The organism is Luteibacter sp. SVR4-7G (assembly GCF_056755555.1).
In genome coordinates this window covers 13,555-28,578 of sequence record NZ_JBPGXO010000004.1, presented here as the reverse complement: position 1 = coordinate 28,578, position 15,024 = coordinate 13,555, and the positions used below count along the sequence as shown (strand labels likewise).

At 65.6% G+C, this 15,024-nt stretch carries 17 protein-coding genes and 1 tRNA gene; 12 read left to right on the top strand and 6 right to left on the bottom strand.

Annotated elements, in window-relative coordinates:
* Nucleotides 1-48: 48 nt before the first annotated feature.
* The gene (locus ACR9ZH_RS02535; protein ID WP_481289192.1) at nucleotides 49-1,683 is read left to right on the top strand and encodes a serine hydrolase; all 1,635 of its coding nucleotides are present in this window, start codon (nucleotides 49-51) and stop codon (nucleotides 1,681-1,683) included.
* 159 nt (nucleotides 1,684-1,842) lie between these two features.
* Here the strand turns inward: ACR9ZH_RS02535 and ACR9ZH_RS02530 are convergent, their stop codons facing one another.
* A complete protein-coding gene (locus ACR9ZH_RS02530) occupies nucleotides 1,843-4,257 on the bottom strand; it encodes a DUF3772 domain-containing protein (protein WP_481289191.1) in 2,415 nt (804 codons plus the stop codon).
* A gap of 161 nt (nucleotides 4,258-4,418) precedes the next feature.
* Here ACR9ZH_RS02530 and tpiA point away from each other — a divergent pair, with 161 nt between their 5' ends.
* From tpiA to ACR9ZH_RS02515, 3 genes are all read left to right on the top strand, one after another.
* The gene (gene tpiA, locus ACR9ZH_RS02525; protein ID WP_481289190.1) at nucleotides 4,419-5,171 is read left to right on the top strand and encodes a triose-phosphate isomerase; all 753 of its coding nucleotides are present in this window, start codon (nucleotides 4,419-4,421) and stop codon (nucleotides 5,169-5,171) included.
* A gap of 25 nt (nucleotides 5,172-5,196) precedes the next feature.
* Complete coding sequence (gene secG, locus ACR9ZH_RS02520) at nucleotides 5,197-5,628, top strand: preprotein translocase subunit SecG (RefSeq protein WP_481289189.1); 432 nt, start codon at nucleotides 5,197-5,199, stop codon at nucleotides 5,626-5,628.
* A gap of 23 nt (nucleotides 5,629-5,651) precedes the next feature.
* Nucleotides 5,652-5,736 (top strand) — tRNA-Leu (locus ACR9ZH_RS02515).
* 107 nt (nucleotides 5,737-5,843) lie between these two features.
* Here ACR9ZH_RS02515 and ACR9ZH_RS02510 read toward each other — a convergent pair.
* Nucleotides 5,844-6,284 carry a hypothetical protein gene (locus ACR9ZH_RS02510; protein WP_481289188.1) on the bottom strand — a complete coding sequence of 147 codons (441 nt, stop codon included), beginning with the start codon at nucleotides 6,282-6,284 and terminating at the stop codon, nucleotides 5,844-5,846.
* A 105-nt stretch (nucleotides 6,285-6,389) separates the two neighbouring features.
* On the opposite strand from ACR9ZH_RS02510, the gene ACR9ZH_RS02505 reads away from it, so the two are divergent.
* The 3 genes from ACR9ZH_RS02505 to ACR9ZH_RS02495 are packed head-to-tail and all read left to right on the top strand — an operon-like array spanning nucleotide 6,390 to nucleotide 7,898.
* The gene (locus ACR9ZH_RS02505; RefSeq protein WP_481289187.1) at nucleotides 6,390-6,908 is read left to right on the top strand and encodes a hypothetical protein; all 519 of its coding nucleotides are present in this window, start codon (nucleotides 6,390-6,392) and stop codon (nucleotides 6,906-6,908) included.
* A gap of 16 nt (nucleotides 6,909-6,924) precedes the next feature.
* Nucleotides 6,925-7,419, top strand: coding sequence for an N-acetyltransferase family protein (locus ACR9ZH_RS02500; protein ID WP_481289186.1), 495 nt, complete (start codon nucleotides 6,925-6,927; stop codon nucleotides 7,417-7,419).
* 17 nt (nucleotides 7,420-7,436) lie between these two features.
* Nucleotides 7,437-7,898, top strand: a complete 462-nt coding sequence (locus ACR9ZH_RS02495) for a hypothetical protein (protein WP_481289185.1) — start codon at nucleotides 7,437-7,439, stop codon at nucleotides 7,896-7,898.
* Nucleotides 7,899-7,926: 28 nt separating this feature from the next.
* Here the strand turns inward: ACR9ZH_RS02495 and ACR9ZH_RS02490 are convergent, their stop codons facing one another.
* On the bottom strand, nucleotides 7,927-8,283 hold the full coding sequence (locus ACR9ZH_RS02490; protein WP_481289184.1) for a UBP-type zinc finger domain-containing protein: 357 nt from the start codon (nucleotides 8,281-8,283) through the stop codon (nucleotides 7,927-7,929).
* A 17-nt stretch (nucleotides 8,284-8,300) separates the two neighbouring features.
* The gene (locus tag ACR9ZH_RS02485) at nucleotides 8,301-8,588 is read right to left on the bottom strand and encodes a hypothetical protein (protein WP_481289183.1); all 288 of its coding nucleotides are present in this window, start codon (nucleotides 8,586-8,588) and stop codon (nucleotides 8,301-8,303) included.
* 116 nt (nucleotides 8,589-8,704) lie between these two features.
* Here ACR9ZH_RS02485 and ACR9ZH_RS02480 point away from each other — a divergent pair, with 116 nt between their 5' ends.
* From ACR9ZH_RS02480 to ACR9ZH_RS02470, 3 genes are all read left to right on the top strand, one after another.
* On the top strand, nucleotides 8,705-9,064 hold the full coding sequence (locus tag ACR9ZH_RS02480; protein ID WP_481289182.1) for a DUF1304 domain-containing protein: 360 nt from the start codon (nucleotides 8,705-8,707) through the stop codon (nucleotides 9,062-9,064).
* Nucleotides 9,065-9,139: 75 nt separating this feature from the next.
* On the top strand, nucleotides 9,140-10,849 hold the full coding sequence (locus ACR9ZH_RS02475) for a patatin-like phospholipase family protein (RefSeq protein ID WP_481289181.1): 1,710 nt from the start codon (nucleotides 9,140-9,142) through the stop codon (nucleotides 10,847-10,849).
* A gap of 154 nt (nucleotides 10,850-11,003) precedes the next feature.
* Complete coding sequence (locus ACR9ZH_RS02470; protein ID WP_481289180.1) at nucleotides 11,004-11,372, top strand: response regulator; 369 nt, start codon at nucleotides 11,004-11,006, stop codon at nucleotides 11,370-11,372.
* Nucleotides 11,373-11,384: 12 nt separating this feature from the next.
* On the opposite strand, the gene ACR9ZH_RS02465 is transcribed toward ACR9ZH_RS02470, so the two are convergent.
* Nucleotides 11,385-12,074, bottom strand: coding sequence for a BON domain-containing protein (locus ACR9ZH_RS02465; protein WP_481289179.1), 690 nt, complete (start codon nucleotides 12,072-12,074; stop codon nucleotides 11,385-11,387).
* Nucleotides 12,075-12,229: 155 nt separating this feature from the next.
* Between ACR9ZH_RS02465 and ACR9ZH_RS02460 the strand changes: the two genes are divergently transcribed.
* On the top strand, nucleotides 12,230-13,222 hold the full coding sequence (locus ACR9ZH_RS02460) for an Lnb N-terminal periplasmic domain-containing protein (protein ID WP_481289178.1): 993 nt from the start codon (nucleotides 12,230-12,232) through the stop codon (nucleotides 13,220-13,222).
* On the opposite strand, the gene ACR9ZH_RS02455 is transcribed toward ACR9ZH_RS02460, so the two are convergent.
* Nucleotides 13,189-14,202, bottom strand: coding sequence for a TraB/GumN family protein (locus ACR9ZH_RS02455; RefSeq protein WP_481289177.1), 1,014 nt, complete (start codon nucleotides 14,200-14,202; stop codon nucleotides 13,189-13,191). The genes ACR9ZH_RS02460 and ACR9ZH_RS02455 overlap by 34 nt on opposite strands.
* Nucleotides 14,203-14,214: 12 nt before the next feature.
* Here ACR9ZH_RS02455 and ACR9ZH_RS02450 point away from each other — a divergent pair, with 12 nt between their 5' ends.
* Nucleotides 14,215-14,988 carry an NADPH-dependent F420 reductase gene (locus tag ACR9ZH_RS02450; protein WP_481289176.1) on the top strand — a complete coding sequence of 258 codons (774 nt, stop codon included), beginning with the start codon at nucleotides 14,215-14,217 and terminating at the stop codon, nucleotides 14,986-14,988.
* Nucleotides 14,989-15,024 lie beyond the last annotated feature (36 nt).

Genomic DNA, 15,024 nt, shown 5'->3' with positions numbered 1-15,024 from the left:
GGCGCGGCATGGACTAGTCTCGGCTCTCTTCAGCAGCCGGGACCGTCCATGTCGCGCCTTCGTCATCTCCTCGCCTTCGGCGTCACCAGTTTTGTCTTCGCCATGGCCGCGCAGGCCCAGGATGCCGGTGCGCCGTCTACCCCGGGTGTGACTGAGACCGCCGTGCGTCCCGCGGCGCTCGCCGACTTCGACGCCTTCGTGGATGCCACCCGGAAGCAGTTCGACGTGCCGGGCATCGGCGTGGCGATCGTGAAAGACGGCAAGACGGTGCTCGAGATGGGCTCCGGCGTGCGCAAGCTGGGCGAGCCGGCGAAGGTGGACGCGCATACGCAATTCGCCATCGCATCGAACACCAAGGCCTTCACCGCCGCCTCTCTTTCGATCCTCGCGGACGAGAAGAAGCTGGACATGGACGATCGTGTCGTCGACCGGCTGCCGTGGTTCCAGATGTCCGACCCTTACGTGACCCGCGAGATGCGCATCCGCGACCTTCTAGCGCACCGCAGCGGCCTGAGCCTCGGCGCGGGCGATCTGCTGTACTGGCCGGCCACGACGTACACCACGCAGGAAGTGGTGCAGCGCCTGCGCCACGTACCGCTGACCAACAGTTTCCGCGCCGAGTACGCATACGACAACATCCTGTTCGCCGTGGCGGGCCTGGTCATCGAGCAGGTCTCCGGCAAGCCCTGGTCCGACTTCGTGCGCGAACGCATCTTCACGCCGCTGGGCATGACCGAGTCGCAGACGCATGCGCCAGACAACATCGGGCCGGACGACGACATCGCCACGGGTCACGCGAAGTTCGACTTCAAGGACCTGAAGCCGGTCGCACCCATGTCGTGGAACAACAACCAGGCGGCCGGCGGCATCTACTCGAGCGTGCACGACCTCTCGAAGTGGATGAACATGCAGCTCGCAGGCGGTACCTATACCGACGCCTCGGGCAAGCAGCAGCGCCTCTTCAGCGAGAAGCGGCAGGCCGAGATGTGGTCGCTGATCACGCCCATCAGGATCAGCGAACCCAGCGTGCCCGAGCTCAAGGCGACGAAGCCGAACTTCTCCGGCTATGGCGAAGGCTGGTTCGTGTCCGATTACCGCGGCCACAAGCTCGTGTGGCATACCGGCGGCTGGCCCGGCATGGTATCGCGCGTGACCCTCGTGCCCGACCTCAAGCTCGGCATCGTGGTGCTGACCAACCAGGAATCCGGCGCGGCCTTCCAGGCGGTGACGTATCGTGCGCTGGATGCCTTCATGGATGCGCCGAAGACGGACTGGAACGCCGCCTATGCCGCGAGCGTGAAGAAGTCGGAAGCAAACGCCGACGACAGCATGAAGAAGCACGAAGCCGCACGCGCCAAGGGCTCGAAGCCGTCTCTCCCGCTGGACGGCTACGTCGGCACGTACCGCGACCCCTGGTATGGCGACGTCAAGGTGACGAAGGAAGCCGGCAAGCTGGTCATGAGCTTCACGAAGACGGCGCAGCTCAAGGGCATGCTGGAACCTTGGCAGCACGATACCTTCATCGCCCACTGGAACGACCGCTCGCTCAACGGCGACGCGTTCGTGAACTTCGCGCTCGATCCCGACGGCAAGGTGCGCGAAGTGCGCATGGAACCGGTGTCGCCGCTGACCGACTTCAGCTTCGACTTCCAGGACCTGCGCCTGGCACCCGTGAAGGACTGAGCCAATCCCGGCAACTTACTGTAGGAGCGCGCCCTGCGCGCGACCGCTTTTCGCCTCAGTCACCACCCTGGCGCGCCAGCCTGGAGGTATGGCCTCAAAAGCTGTCGCGCGCAAGGCGCGCTCCTACATGGCGCGGAAGGTCGCGGGCCGGATCGATCATCAGGCCGACGGATCCGGATCGGTCGAAGCCTTCGGCGCTCCCGATCCGTCGGGCCCGATCAGGTCGCCAAGGCCGCCGCCCGACCGCAGCACAAGGTCCTGCGGACGCAACAGCGGGATATCGGCGCCGCGCAGCCGCGCGATGATGTCGAAGAGCAGGTCGCTCTTCACGCCGCCCACGTCGCGCGGGCTGCCCACGTAGCAGATGGCCATGAAGGTCATCGCCGCGTGGTCGATGTTGTCCAGCATCACCAGCGGTGCCGGGGTTTCCTGCACCGAGGCATGGGCATGCATTGCCTCGAGCATGTGATTGCGCACCTCGACCGGATCGGTGTCCAGCGGCATGGGCAGCTTGAACAGCACACGCCCCTGCGGATTGGCCATCGTCATGTTGCGCACCGGCTTCGTGATGAACGAAGAGTTCGGCACGATGATGGTGGAGCGATCGGCCACCTGAATCTCGGTGGCGCGCACATTGATGCGGCGGATATCGCCCTCGGCGTCGTCCAGGACCACCCAGTCGCCGACCTTCACCGGCCGTTCGGCGAGGAGGATCAGGCCCGAGATGAAGTTCTGCACGATCGCCTGCAGGCCGAAGCCGATACCGACGGAGAGCGCGGACGCCACCCAGGCGACGTTCTGCACCGAGAGGCCCATCGCGAGCAGCGCGATGGCGACGACGACCACGATGCCGACATAGCCGAGCAACGTGGTGAGCGAACTGCGCATGCCCGGATCGAGGTTGGTCCGCGGCAGGTACTGTTCGGACATCCAGTTCTTGATCACCCGCACGGCCAGCAGGCCGAGGAAGAAGAGGGCGATCGAACTCAGGATCTGGCTGGGCTTCAGTTCGACGTCGTAGATCTTCAGGGACTGCAGCTTGCTGCCGAGCGCAAGGATGTCCGAGGCGCCGGCACCGAAGCCGGACATGACGGCGGTGAGGCCGAACAGGAACAGCCCCAGCCGCACGACGCCGGAAAGCAGCACGCCAGCCTGGTCGAGCAGCTTCGGGTGCGTGCCGAACACCGCCTGCGCGCGGGCGCTCATCGGCCCCTTCTCGGAAAGCAGGGTCTCGAACAGATCGTCGACCAGGCGCATGGCGAGGTAGGTCGCCGCGATCACGATCGCGGTCCAGACCACCTGGCCCGCCATGAACGAGGCGAAGGCGATGAAGCCTGTGAGCAACCCGATCCAGGAGGCGACGATGGCGATCCACGCCGCCGCGATGAACAGGCTGGCCCAGATGGGACGCGGTGGCGGCGGAGTACCGTCCTCGTCGTGGTGGTGCGTACGGCTGAGCCGCAGCAGGGCCAGGGCCGAAAGCACGGTCAGCACGATGGCCTGCAGGCTGCTCGTGAGCACCGTGGCGGCGAGGCTCGTCCCGATGGTGCGATTCAGTTCCTTAAGGAAATAGAACAGCACCACCGCCAGCGAGATGAGCATGGGGAAGCGGCGCAGGGCCAGCGCCGTCGCGTCGGGAATGGCGGGAAGACGCCAGGACGGCCGCTTCGCCGAGATCAGCGCGCGGCCCAGGCCGGCGACGAAAGCACCGAAGAAGACGATGCGCACGAGCGCTCGCGCGATGGCGTCCGTGTCTTCGGTGAAGATGTCGTTCCAGTTGAGACCGAGGTACAGGAGCTGCGTGCCAAGGCCCGTGGTGACAGTGGAGGTGAGCGCGATACCCAGAATCAAGGCCGACCGGCGTAGCCGTCCCGGCGGCATGCGATTGGCCGTGAGGCTGCGCACGCGCGATTCGATGTAGAAGCGCACGCCGGTCATCAGCAGCAGGCCGAGCAGGACGCAGGTGATCAGTGCAGTGCGGTTGCCGATGGTCCAGCTGTTGGAAAGGTCGTCCCTCACCTCCCCGGCGAATGCGCGAAGGTTCGCCGAATCGCGGGGGAAAGCCGCCGCCGGGTCTGACCAGAAGGGGCGCGACAGCGGGGAGTTCGTGCGCTGCGAAATCGTTTCCTGGAAGCGTGTGCGGCGAAGGTCCGCCAACTGGTTGTTGGTCTGCTGGGCCTCCAGGGCCAGGCCGTCCGCCTGCTTGATCCTGGCATCCACCGCATCGAAGGCTTTTTGCGCGTCCTTCCGGGTGGCGGCCAGTTCGGGTGCTTCCTTGGTTCCCGCCGCAGGCGGCGGACCCAGCTGGTCGAGCCGGGCCTTGGCGGCGTCGCGCTCCGGCTGCAACGCACCGGACATCTTTTGCGCCGCGCCCGCCACGTCCATCGCCTTTCCACGCAGGTCGTCGATGTCCTGGTTCGAGATCTTGTCGTCCTTCATCGCCTTCTCGATCTTGTCGAGCTGGCTGCGCAGGTCCTCGATCTGCTGGGCGGGCGTGGCGTCGTCGGTCTGTGCCAGGGCCCCGCCGGAGCAGGCCAGGAACAGGGCGATAAAGAAGATTCTCATAATGCGCATGGGCGAATGATCGAAGCCGGTTTCAGTCAGGTCAAATGCCCGATCCTTGCGTTACGCTCGGTGAACGGCCCGTACGCGGGCTCCCATGCGGCAATGCAGCTTTGCCGGAGAGGGGGCCGCCGCTATCCTGCCGCCCCTTTCTCCACGCCTGGAAGCCTCCCATGCGCAAGAAGCTGGTCGCCGGTAACTGGAAGATGCACGGCTCCCGCGCCATGGCCGATGCCCTCGTCCGCGAGATCGTCGAAAACCTGCCCGATGGCGTCGACGTGGCGGTCTTCCCGCCGGACGTCTATCTGGGCGAACTGATCGACCGTTATGGCGACCGTGGGCTGGGTTTCGGCGCCCAGGACCTGTCCGAGCACCACGTGCTGGGCGCGTATACCGGTGAAATCGCGGGCGAGATGCTGCGCGACGTGGGGGCGGAGTGGGTCCTCGTCGGCCATTCCGAACGCCGCCAGTACCAGAAGGAAAGCGACGCGCTGCTGGCGCGGAAGTTCGCTGCCGCGTGCAAGGCGGGATTGAAACCCATCCTCTGCGTGGGGGAGACCTTGGAGGAGCACGAGGCGGGACAGGCCGAGGAAGTCATCTCCCGGCAGCTCGGCGCCGTGCTCGACAGCTGTGGTATCGAGAGTTTCCGCGCGGCCGTGGTTGCCTACGAACCGGTCTGGGCCATCGGCACGGGACTTACCGCCACCCCCGAGAAGGCGCAGAAAATTCATGCCGCCATCCGTAGCCAACTGGCAAAAAAGGATGCTAATATCTCGCTCCTGACCCGGGTGCTTTACGGCGGAAGCGTCAAGCCGGCCAACGCGGCCGAACTTTTCGCCCAGCCGGACGTGGACGGGGGACTCATCGGCGGCGCCTCACTGGTGGCTTCCGATTTCCTGGATATATGCGCCGCGGCGCGTCGATAATCGCGACACGGCAAAACAAGAAGACATGTTCATTCTCTTCAGCGTTTTTTATATCCTGATCGCCGCGGCGATGATCGTGCTGATTCTCATGCAGCGCGGTGCCGGCGCGGAGGCAGGTTCCGGCTTCGGTGGCGGTGCTTCCGCCACGGTGTTCGGTGCGCGCGGCTCGTCGAGCTTCATGACGCGCGCCACGGCGGTACTCGCTACCTTGTTTTTCCTGCTCAGCCTCGGCATGGGCATCTACCTCGGTCGCACGGGCAATCCCCAGCCGGCCGCGGATCTTGGCGTGATGTCCGGCGTTACCACGCCGGTCGCCCCCGCCAACAACGCTCCGGTAGCCCCGGCCGCGTCGGACGTGCCCCGCGCACCCGCCGCCACCGCTCCGGCAGCGAACAATGATGTTCCGGCCCCAAAGCAGGAAGCCCCGCAGGCTCCCGCTGAACCGGCCAAGAAGTAATCGCAACACGCAGTAAAAGTTATGCCCAGGTGGCGGAATTGGTAGACGCACTACCTTGAGGTGGTAGCGGCTTCGGTCGTGGGGGTTCGAGTCCCCCCTTGGGCACCAACGCAAGATCCGGCGAACCTCACCCGGATCGCAAAGAAACCCGCGAAAGCGGGTTTTTTTGTGCCTGCTCATGGCTCCATCAATGACTATGAGCCGTAACCTGCGAGTCAGAAGCTCGAGGTACCCAAAGCCTGGCAGTACGACCTCGAGCCATCGTCGCCTGCACACGCCTGTCGTCCACTGTCCATGCCGTGGTCGATTCGCTTCTCCACGGCTTTACCGACATGGTTTTCGGCGCTTCCGTGATGGGTGGACCGGGTCCATTCCAACGGTACGGGTTCCGGTGCCAATCGTGTATCGAGTGGCGCACGGGTGACCCGTTCGGCCGCCTCATCCTTGAGCTTGCGGTAGGTCTTCTGCTGATCGGGAGTGCCGTTGCCGATCATCGCGTCCAGCCGGGGTTGTGGCCGGGTGAGTTGAGGGTCCGAGCGCAGCAGGTCCAGGTCGTGCTGGATCGTCTTCTGCGCATCGGCGCGCTGGGACGGCGACAGCTGTGCATGGGCCGGAAGGGCCAGGACGAACGGCAGTAGCGGCAGCAAGAGGCGCATGTGCGGAGCGTACATCGGTGCGTTACGCAAAAACGGCAAGTTTTGCCTTATCGGCCAAGGGCGTTAATCTCAGGTCCGGGGTGAGGAACCACGAGGGAGTCCGACATGAAGATGCGATATCCGTTCCTCGCGATGGTGTTGTCCGTCATGTGCCTGACGGTGTCGTATGCCAAGGAACGAGGGGAGAACCCGCCCATACCGGCCGCCGATCACGAAGCCATCCGGAACTACCGCATCGACGACGACGTCGTCCAGCGGCTGCTGGCCGTCTCCGCGGACGCCGCGAAGTCGCATGTCGGCGGCTCGTGGGTCTTTGCACAGCTCTTCTCTTACTCGCTGGACGACATCACCGATCGCGTATTGACCAGACAGCCTCGACTGGCACGCATCGTCGAGAAGCACGGCTTCGAACGCCGCGAGTACATGACGGCGGTGTTCGCCCTGGCCAGCGCGGGGCAGGTGGCGCTCTACGGTCCCAACGAGTCGGAGGTGCACGACCAGTTCGTCTCGTCGAAGAACGCGAGCGAGGCGAACGTCGCTTTCTATGCTTCGCACCATGATCAACTCGATGCGCTGATGACAGGAGGACAGATGATGCCGTCGAGCAGGGAGCCCATTGATTGAGACATATACTTTTCTTATGGATTACGACATCGACTTCGCGTCCACCGCAGACGCAGACGAATTGAGCAGGCTGCTGCAAGCGAACGCGCCATCGCGAGGTGGCTCGCTTACCGGCGAATTTCCACCGGAGAAGGTGGCGACGATGGTCTGCGGCGGCATGCCGGTCGTGGTGGCACGACGCGAAGGAAGGCTAGTGGGCGTATTGTTCAGCGCCGCTGTCGATGGGCCCGCGCCACCGGTCGTGAAGGCCATGCTCGCGGCATGGCCCGGCAGTCCGTCATCTTATGTGTATGGACCAGCGTGCATCGCGGATACGGAACGGGGACGCGGCCTGCTTCCGCAACTTTATGCGGCCTTGCGGAAGCAGCTTCCAGGACGAGAGGCCATCCTCTTCATCCGACAGGATAATGTCGCGTCCATCCGCGCCCACGAGCGGCTTGGCATGCGACAGGTGGCGACATTCATCCTGGACGGCAGCGACCATGTCGTATTCAGCGACAGTGCCGGCTAGGCGACGGATGTCGTACGATGGCTCTCGCCAATCGCCTGGGGATGGACGTGGAAGAAGCGCAGAATCCGGTAAACCGCCTGTTCGGTTTCGTGGTCGAGTTCGCGGAGCAGATGCTCGCGAAGAGCGGCGAGTTCTTTCCCTTCGGTGGGTCGATCACCGATGCCGGCGAAATCGCGGCGGCGGCCGGTGCACCGGACGGATCCGGAGTTCCCAATGCACAGGATGTGTATCGGCTGGTCGCGCAGGGACTGACCTCACGCGCATCCGGCGACGAGGTGGCGGCCGTGGCGCTCGTTGCGAACGTCATCATTCCCACGGAACTCGAGCCGGTCGCCGAGAGCGGCATCCGGGTGCACATGGAAGCACCCGGATTCGCACGCATGGTTTACGTGCCCTATGAGTTCGTTACCGGCGCGGACCAGCCGGTTCGCCTGCATGAGCCGATGGCAGTCGAGATCGATCCCGAGTTCTTCGACTGAGCTCCAGGCGACCGACACGAACCCATCACTATTGCCGGCTTGCGCGAAGCAGCACGCGCTGCCAGTTCGATGGAACGCGGTCTTCCGGCCCCGGTACGGTCTGACTCGCCGGATGGCTGGTCGGTGGCGCCAGTGGCGGGCCGTCGAACATGCTTTCGTCGCGGTAATCGTAGAACCAGTCTTCACCCGGTTCGAAGCTCTGGATGATCGGATGCCCGGTTTCTTCCGCGTGTTTCGTCGCGTGCTTCGCCAGCGAGTCGTCGCAGCAGCCGATGTGTCCACACTGCGCGCAGCGGCGCAGGTGCAGCCACCAGCCGCCGGTCTGCTCGCATTCGGCACAGCCGGTGCCGCTGGGTGGGACAGTCGGGTCGATACCCTCTTTCATGTTGGCTCCGCGATCGGTTACGAGGGCCGGTCGAGAGAGGGCGGGGTGGCCGCCTGCATCCCATCGACCGAGGTCGTCAGGGAGCGTAAGGCAATCCGCAGTTCCATGGAATTCGGACAGCCGCAGGCCAGCAGGGCCTCGAGCTTCTCGGCGGCGTCGGCGACCTTGAGATGGTCGTGCTGGAGCGCGCAGCGGGCCATGTGGTTGGCGCGGAACTGCGCTTCGGCATAGTCGTGGTGCAGCAAGGCCTGGAGTAGCCCGAGGGCCTCCAGGGAGATCTCCTGGGCTGCCAGGTTCTTGCACATCCCCGTATTACTGCCGGACACCACACAGGATGCAATCGTCCATCCGGCCTAAGAATCTTTCCCGGCCGGTTTAGCGGCTATCCTCGGGCGCAACGCCCTCCCTGCCAGGTTTCCGCATGACCCTCGTCGCCACCCTGCTCACCGCGCTGGTGATCCTGATCCACGTCTACATCGTGCTGCTGGAGATGGTCTTCTGGCGCTCGCGCGGGCCCAGGGTATTCGGCATCAGTGCCGACTTCGCCCGCGACAGCGCGGCGCTGGCCTCCAATCAGGGGCTCTATAACGGCTTCCTCGCCGTCGCCCTGGTGCTCGGCCTGGCGCTGCGCGAGCCTTTCGCCACGGCCTTCGTGTTCTACGGCCTCGGATGCGTCGTGGTGGCCGGCCTGTGGGGCGCCTTCACCGCCAGCCGGCGCATCCTTTACGTGCAGGCCTTGCCGGCGGCCCTCGCGCTGGCGGCGCAATGGATGGCGCGATAGGAAACGCGGCAAGCGTTCGCGTTTTCCGGGGCGCGCGTCGCCCATAATGCGTCGAACACCGGCGATGGAGCGGACATGCCCGATACGGACCTGCCCCTGGCGCACCCTGAGATCACGCCGCCCCCGCGGGCCTATACGTTCGAGTTGGGCCTTGCGCTCGCGGGGGCGGTGTCCGGCGGCGCCTATGCCGCCGGTGTCCTGGATTTCCTCTACGAGGCGCTGGAACACTGGGAGGACGCGAAGACGCGCAAACTGCCGGTCCCCACCCATGATGTGCTCCTGCGGGACATCTCGGGCGCATCGGCCGGCAGCATCAACGGCGTGATCTCGGCGGTGGCGCTGCCTTATGCGTTTCCGCACGTGCATATCGCCGACGTGGATACGCCGGCCAACCCGTTCTACGACGTGTGGGTGAAACAGGTCGATATCCGTGGCTTCCTCGATACGGGCGACCTCGTGGACAAGAACGTCCCGATCGCTTCCCTGCTCGACACGCGCTGCCTGGACGACATTGCCGCCCGGGTGCTGCGCTTCGAGGGCGAGCCGCTGGCGCGGCCGTATATCGCCAATCCGTTGAAGCTCGTCTTCACCGTGACCAACCTGCGCGGCGTGCCCTACGCGGTGCCGTTCGCAGGCAGCAGCGCGGATGCCGTGCACAGCATGGTCGCGCATGAGGATTACCTGCGCTTCGCGGTGGATACGGGGCAGGGTCCTTACGACCGCGCCTGGCAATACCCGGACGACCTCTACGTGCCGCATCCGAAGCGCCTGCCGGATCGCGCGTGGACGTCGCTGATGAACGCGGCGCTGGCTTCCTCGGCGTTTCCCGGCGGCCTGCGCTACCGCGAGGTGGAGCGGCGCTGGAGCGACTACATGCAGCGCAGCGTGGTGGTGCCGGACGAGCACGGCATGTCGCGCGTCATACCCATCGAACCGCGGCGCGATGCCTGGGATCGTCACGGCGCCACTTACCGTTTCGTAGGCGTGGACGGCGGGGCGATGGACAACGAACCGTTCGAGCTGGCTCGCACCGAACTGGCCGGCACGCTGGGCCGGAATCCGCGCCGCGGCGACGAGGTGAACCGCATCGTGCTCATGGTGGATCCCTTCCCGGAGCCGGACGACCTGGGCCCCGAATTCGCGGCATCGATCAACATCGTCGAGGCGCTCACCGCGCTGTTCTCCTCGTGGAAGCAGCAGGCGCGGTTCAAGCCGCGGGAAATCGCCCTGGCCATGGACGATGCCGTCTACAGCCGCTTCCTGATCGCTCCCACGCGGCCGTCGCTGGACGGGACTATCCGCTGGCTCGGCGGACGGGCGATCGCCGCGGGGGCGCTCGGCGGCTTCTCGGGCTTTTTCTCCGAGGCTTTCCGGCGTCACGATTTCCTGCTCGGCCGGCGCAACGCACAGCGCTTCCTGGCGGAACATTTCCTCGTTCCGGCGACGAATCCCATCGTTGCCGGATGGGCCGCCGATCCTGCCCTGGCGCATTACCTGCGCGAACGCGACGGTGTGCTCCATGCGCCGGTCATTCCCCTGGTGGGGCCGTGCCATCCCAGCCGGCGGGAGGATCTGCTGCCGGACTGGCCCAAGGGCGCCTTCGATCCGGCGAGCCTGATGCCGGCAATACGCACGCGCCTGGACGCGCTCTACTCGGTCGCCACAGACAAGTGGAAGGACAAGATCCTCACCTGGCTCGCATGGCATACCTATGCACGCCGCAAGCTGCTCGATTTCGCTTCGAAAAAGCTCAACGAATCGTTACGGAAACATGACCTGTGGTGATGGAAAACCGCTTAAATCGTGGCAAATGACATTGCCCGCTCGGTTTCGTGAAGAACTACAAAATTTCCTAGCCGATTTTGCGGATGGCGTATGGTCGCGGCGCGAAAACGGGAGTAGGTTGATGCCTCCGGCCATTGCATAGACGGGTTTTCCCATGAACGTGACAGCCGCGCCACGGGCCATCGTCTTCGAAGACCATTCCGGTTTGGCGTCCGCCTTGACCGACCTTCTCGCCGAGCGCCTCGGGTACGACGTGGCGGCCTGTGCCGGCTGCATCGAAGAGGCCATACGCGTCGCCCATGTCGAGCCCTGCGACGTGGCGGTGGTCGACCTGGATCTCCAGGGCATCATGGCCTACCCGGCACTCGACGAACTGAAGCGCCGCGGCATTCCCTATGTCCTGGCGACGGGTTCGATGGCCGTCGACATACCGCAGCGTTACCAGGCGCCGCTGGTGCGCAAGCCATACAGCGCGCACCAGTTGGAAAGCGCCATCCGCGAGGCGAACGTACGGCGCGTCTGAGCGGAAGCCGGCTCAGCCTAGGGATGGTTCGTCGAACATCCCGCGCTCCCCGGCACGGCTTACCGTGCTCACGCGCAGGCTGTTGTTCACGTCCCTGACCCCGATGGCGTCGGCCACGGCGTCTTCGGCTAGATGTTTCATATAGCGCTGCGGCACTTCGCCGCTGAGCTGGACCACGCCGTCCGCGACGTTCACCTCGATATTCGACGCGTCGATGGCATCGTGTTCGGTCAGCCGCTCGCAGATGTCCTCGCGGATCCGTTCGTCGCTGCGTTGGTAGCCCTTCGGTCCGACGCCGCGCTGGCCGCCTGGGTAGCCGGAGCCGCTCCATGCGCTCGCGCCTTCGTCGCCGCGGCCGAAGTCACGGTGTCCCGGGTGAGGGGCGTTGCCGCCGTAGCGGTGATGGCGGCCGAATTCCCGGTGGCCGGGATAGCGCCGGTCCTCTCGCTGGTAGTCGCGCTGGCCTGCCCAGCCGCCGCCGGAGAAATCGTCGCCGGGGCCATAGTCCCGTCCCCCGGCCAGTTCATGGCTGGCATCGTAGGGGCTGCCTCCGGTATAGCGGTTGTCGCGACGGCCGTAGGTGCCACCGAATTCGTCTCCCGGGTAACGGGTGTCGTCGTCGCGCCGCGGCCGGGGTCGGGTCCAGACGGGGCTGTCCTCGGGATGACGGGACTTGTCATAGCGATCGTCGAAGCGGCTCATGGGGAAGCTCCTGCGCTGAAGGATGCGTCCAGTGTTCCCGGCCGCACATGCAATGCGTGTTGCCCGCGCGTCAACGTCGTGGGAAAGTTTGTGACGATGAGAGCTCTCCCATGACCAGGCCAGGCCTGCTTGTCCGCGGTGCCGCCGGCCTCCTCGTGGGCCTCTTGCTGTTCCTATCCGGCGCGTGGGGCGCATTCGCGCTGTCGTTCCGCTTTCCGGGGCCGCGGGCGCTGCGTCTTTCCGTCGCGGGCGCCTGGATGGCCGCCTGCGCGGTCGCGTGGGCTGCATGGCTGGGATGGCGGGCGGGGTGGGCGATGGTGGGCTTGGTCTCCGCCCACGCGGTGCTGTTGGCGTGGTGGGCGTCGATCCGCCCGCGCAACGACCGGGTCTGGGCGGACGACGTGGCCCGCCTCCTCCACGGCGAGGTGAACGGCACGCACGTGCGCCTGTGCCATGTGCGCGATTTCGACTGGCGCGCCGACGACGATTACGACGTGCGCTGGAACACGCGCGAATACGAGCTGGACAGCCTGTCCGGTGCCGATGCGATCCTGTCCTACTGGTCGGGCGAGGCGATCGCCCATGCCATGCTCTCCTTCGGTTTCTCCGATGGCCGGCACGTCGTGTTCTCCGTGGAGATCAGGCGCAAGCGCGGCGAGGCATTTTCCGAGATCGGAGGGTTCTTCCGGCAGTTCGAGCTCGTGCTGATCGCCGCCGAGGAACGCGACATCGTGCGTGTACGCACGAACGTGCGCGGGGAGGACGCGTATCTCTTCCCGCTGCGGATGACGCCCGAGGCCATGCGTTCCCTGTTCGTGTCCTACGTGGAGGCGGCGAACGAGCTGGTACGCGAGCCGCGCTTCTACAATACGGTCACGTCGAACTGCACCACCATCGTCTACCGGATGGCGAGGCGCATCGACGGCGCGCTCCCGTTCGATCTGCGGCTGCTGCTGACGGGCTACCTTCCGGGCTACCTGCGCGACACCGGTGCGCTCGACCGCCGCCTGGACGTGGACGAATGGCGGCGGCTCGGGCGGATCACCGAGCGGGCGAGGGCATGCTCGCCAGGACAGGATTTCTCGGCGGCGATCCGGCAGGGCGTGCCGCCGGCTCAGTTGCCTTCGTCGGGCGATTCCACCGCGTAGCCCCTGGTGCGAAGCGCTTCGAGATAGCCGTCCGGGCCGAGGAGGTCGTCGATCGGCACGATGGCCACCGCCCGCGCGTTCGCGGCCATGGTGGCGTCCACGGCAGCGAGCCATCGTTCGCGAACGGCCTTCGGCATGTCGGCTAGGCCGATGCGCTGCGCGACGCCCCCTTCCGTCACCGCATTCATGCAACTCTCCCGCTGCTTCGCGCTGCGCTCGTCGCGCAGCGCGGTAACGTCACCGGTGGCCCATGCGTTCGCGCGGCGGGTCATGTCGGCCAGCTGCGCATCGATGTTGTCGACACTCTGGGTGAAGCAGGACACGTCGTCGAGCGTGGAGCGCTTGAACGATTTGATGGCGGCGCGCGGATCGTCCACCAGCAGCGTGTACTCCACGGGCACTTGCTTCACGTCGTGCTTGCGGGCCAGTTCGAGCACCGTGCGGGTGATCTCGCCTGACTTGCCGAGGCCCGCCTTCTTCACCGCGGCCTTGTAGAGCTCCAGCACGGCGAAGATGGGCCGGTATCGTTCCACGCCGCGGTCGTTGCCGATGTAGCGCGCCTTCACCGCGAGCCAGCGGGCGTAGACGTCCGGCGGCACGGTGTCCTTAAGCGTCGCGTCGTCCGGCGCCTTGCGCACGCCGATCAGCGAAGGCAGGAGCGCCAGGCGCCCGAAGAACCCCGTATTCGGCTTGATCTCGACGTGCGGCGGCGTGATAAGTGCCCCCGCATGCGCAAGCGCATCTTCGATCTCGTCGGTCTTCCAGGTCATCTTCTTCGGCAGCGGCGAGAGGCTGCCTAGGATGAGAAGCGTGCGTCCTTCGCGCGTCGCCCGCCACAGGCCCGGGCCCGGCTGCTCGCCGCTGACCGTGATCGCTTCCAGTGTAGGCACCTGTGCCGGCGGCGTCGTCTGCGCCTGTCCCCAGGCTAGCCAGGGCACGCACAGAAATACGAGGAAGGCGGGCAGGGCGGAGAAACGCATCGGCGAATTATATTGGACTCACCCTGCGCTCGCCCGGTTTTCACGCGAGGCGGCGAAGATAGGGCGGATGGCATCAGCGGAGTTCACTTCATGAAGATTGGAATCATCGGCGCCGGAAACATCGGTCGCACGCTCGCGCGCCGTTTTCGCGAACTGGGCCACGACGTACTCATCGCCAATTCGCGCGGCCCGCATACGCTTACCGACATCGAACAGGAAACCGGCGCGGTCGCCGTCACGTCCCGCGAGGCGGTGCACGGTGTCGAGGTGGTCATCGTGACCATTCCCGAAGCCAAGGTGACGAGCCTGCCTCCGGATCTCTTCGACGGCGTCCCGGCGGACACGGTCGTGGTCGACACCGGAAACTATTACCCGCGCCAGCGCGACGGAAGGATCGGGCCCATCGAGGTCGGCTTGCCGGAGAGCCGGTGGGTTGCGCAGCAGATCGGGCGCCCCGTCATCAAGGCGTTCAACAATATCTACGCCGAACACCTTGGGAGCATGGGCAGACCTTCCACGGCCGAAACGAGGATCGCGCTGCCGGTGGCAGGCGACGACGCCAACGCGAAGGCGAAGGTGCTGAAGCTGGTGGACGAACTGGGCTTCGATGGTGTCGATGCGGGCACGCTCGACGAATCCTGGCGGCAGCAACCGGGTTCGCCCGTCTATACCGCCGATCGTGACCTGGAAGGGGTGCGCCAGGGCCTGCTGGATGCGCAGCGCGAGCGCAGGCCCGAATGGCGGGCGACGGAGAGAAGCCCCGGAACCTTCGACGAGCCGCGATGAGACGGAGCGTGACCTGCGCGTGAAGGAATCCCGCGT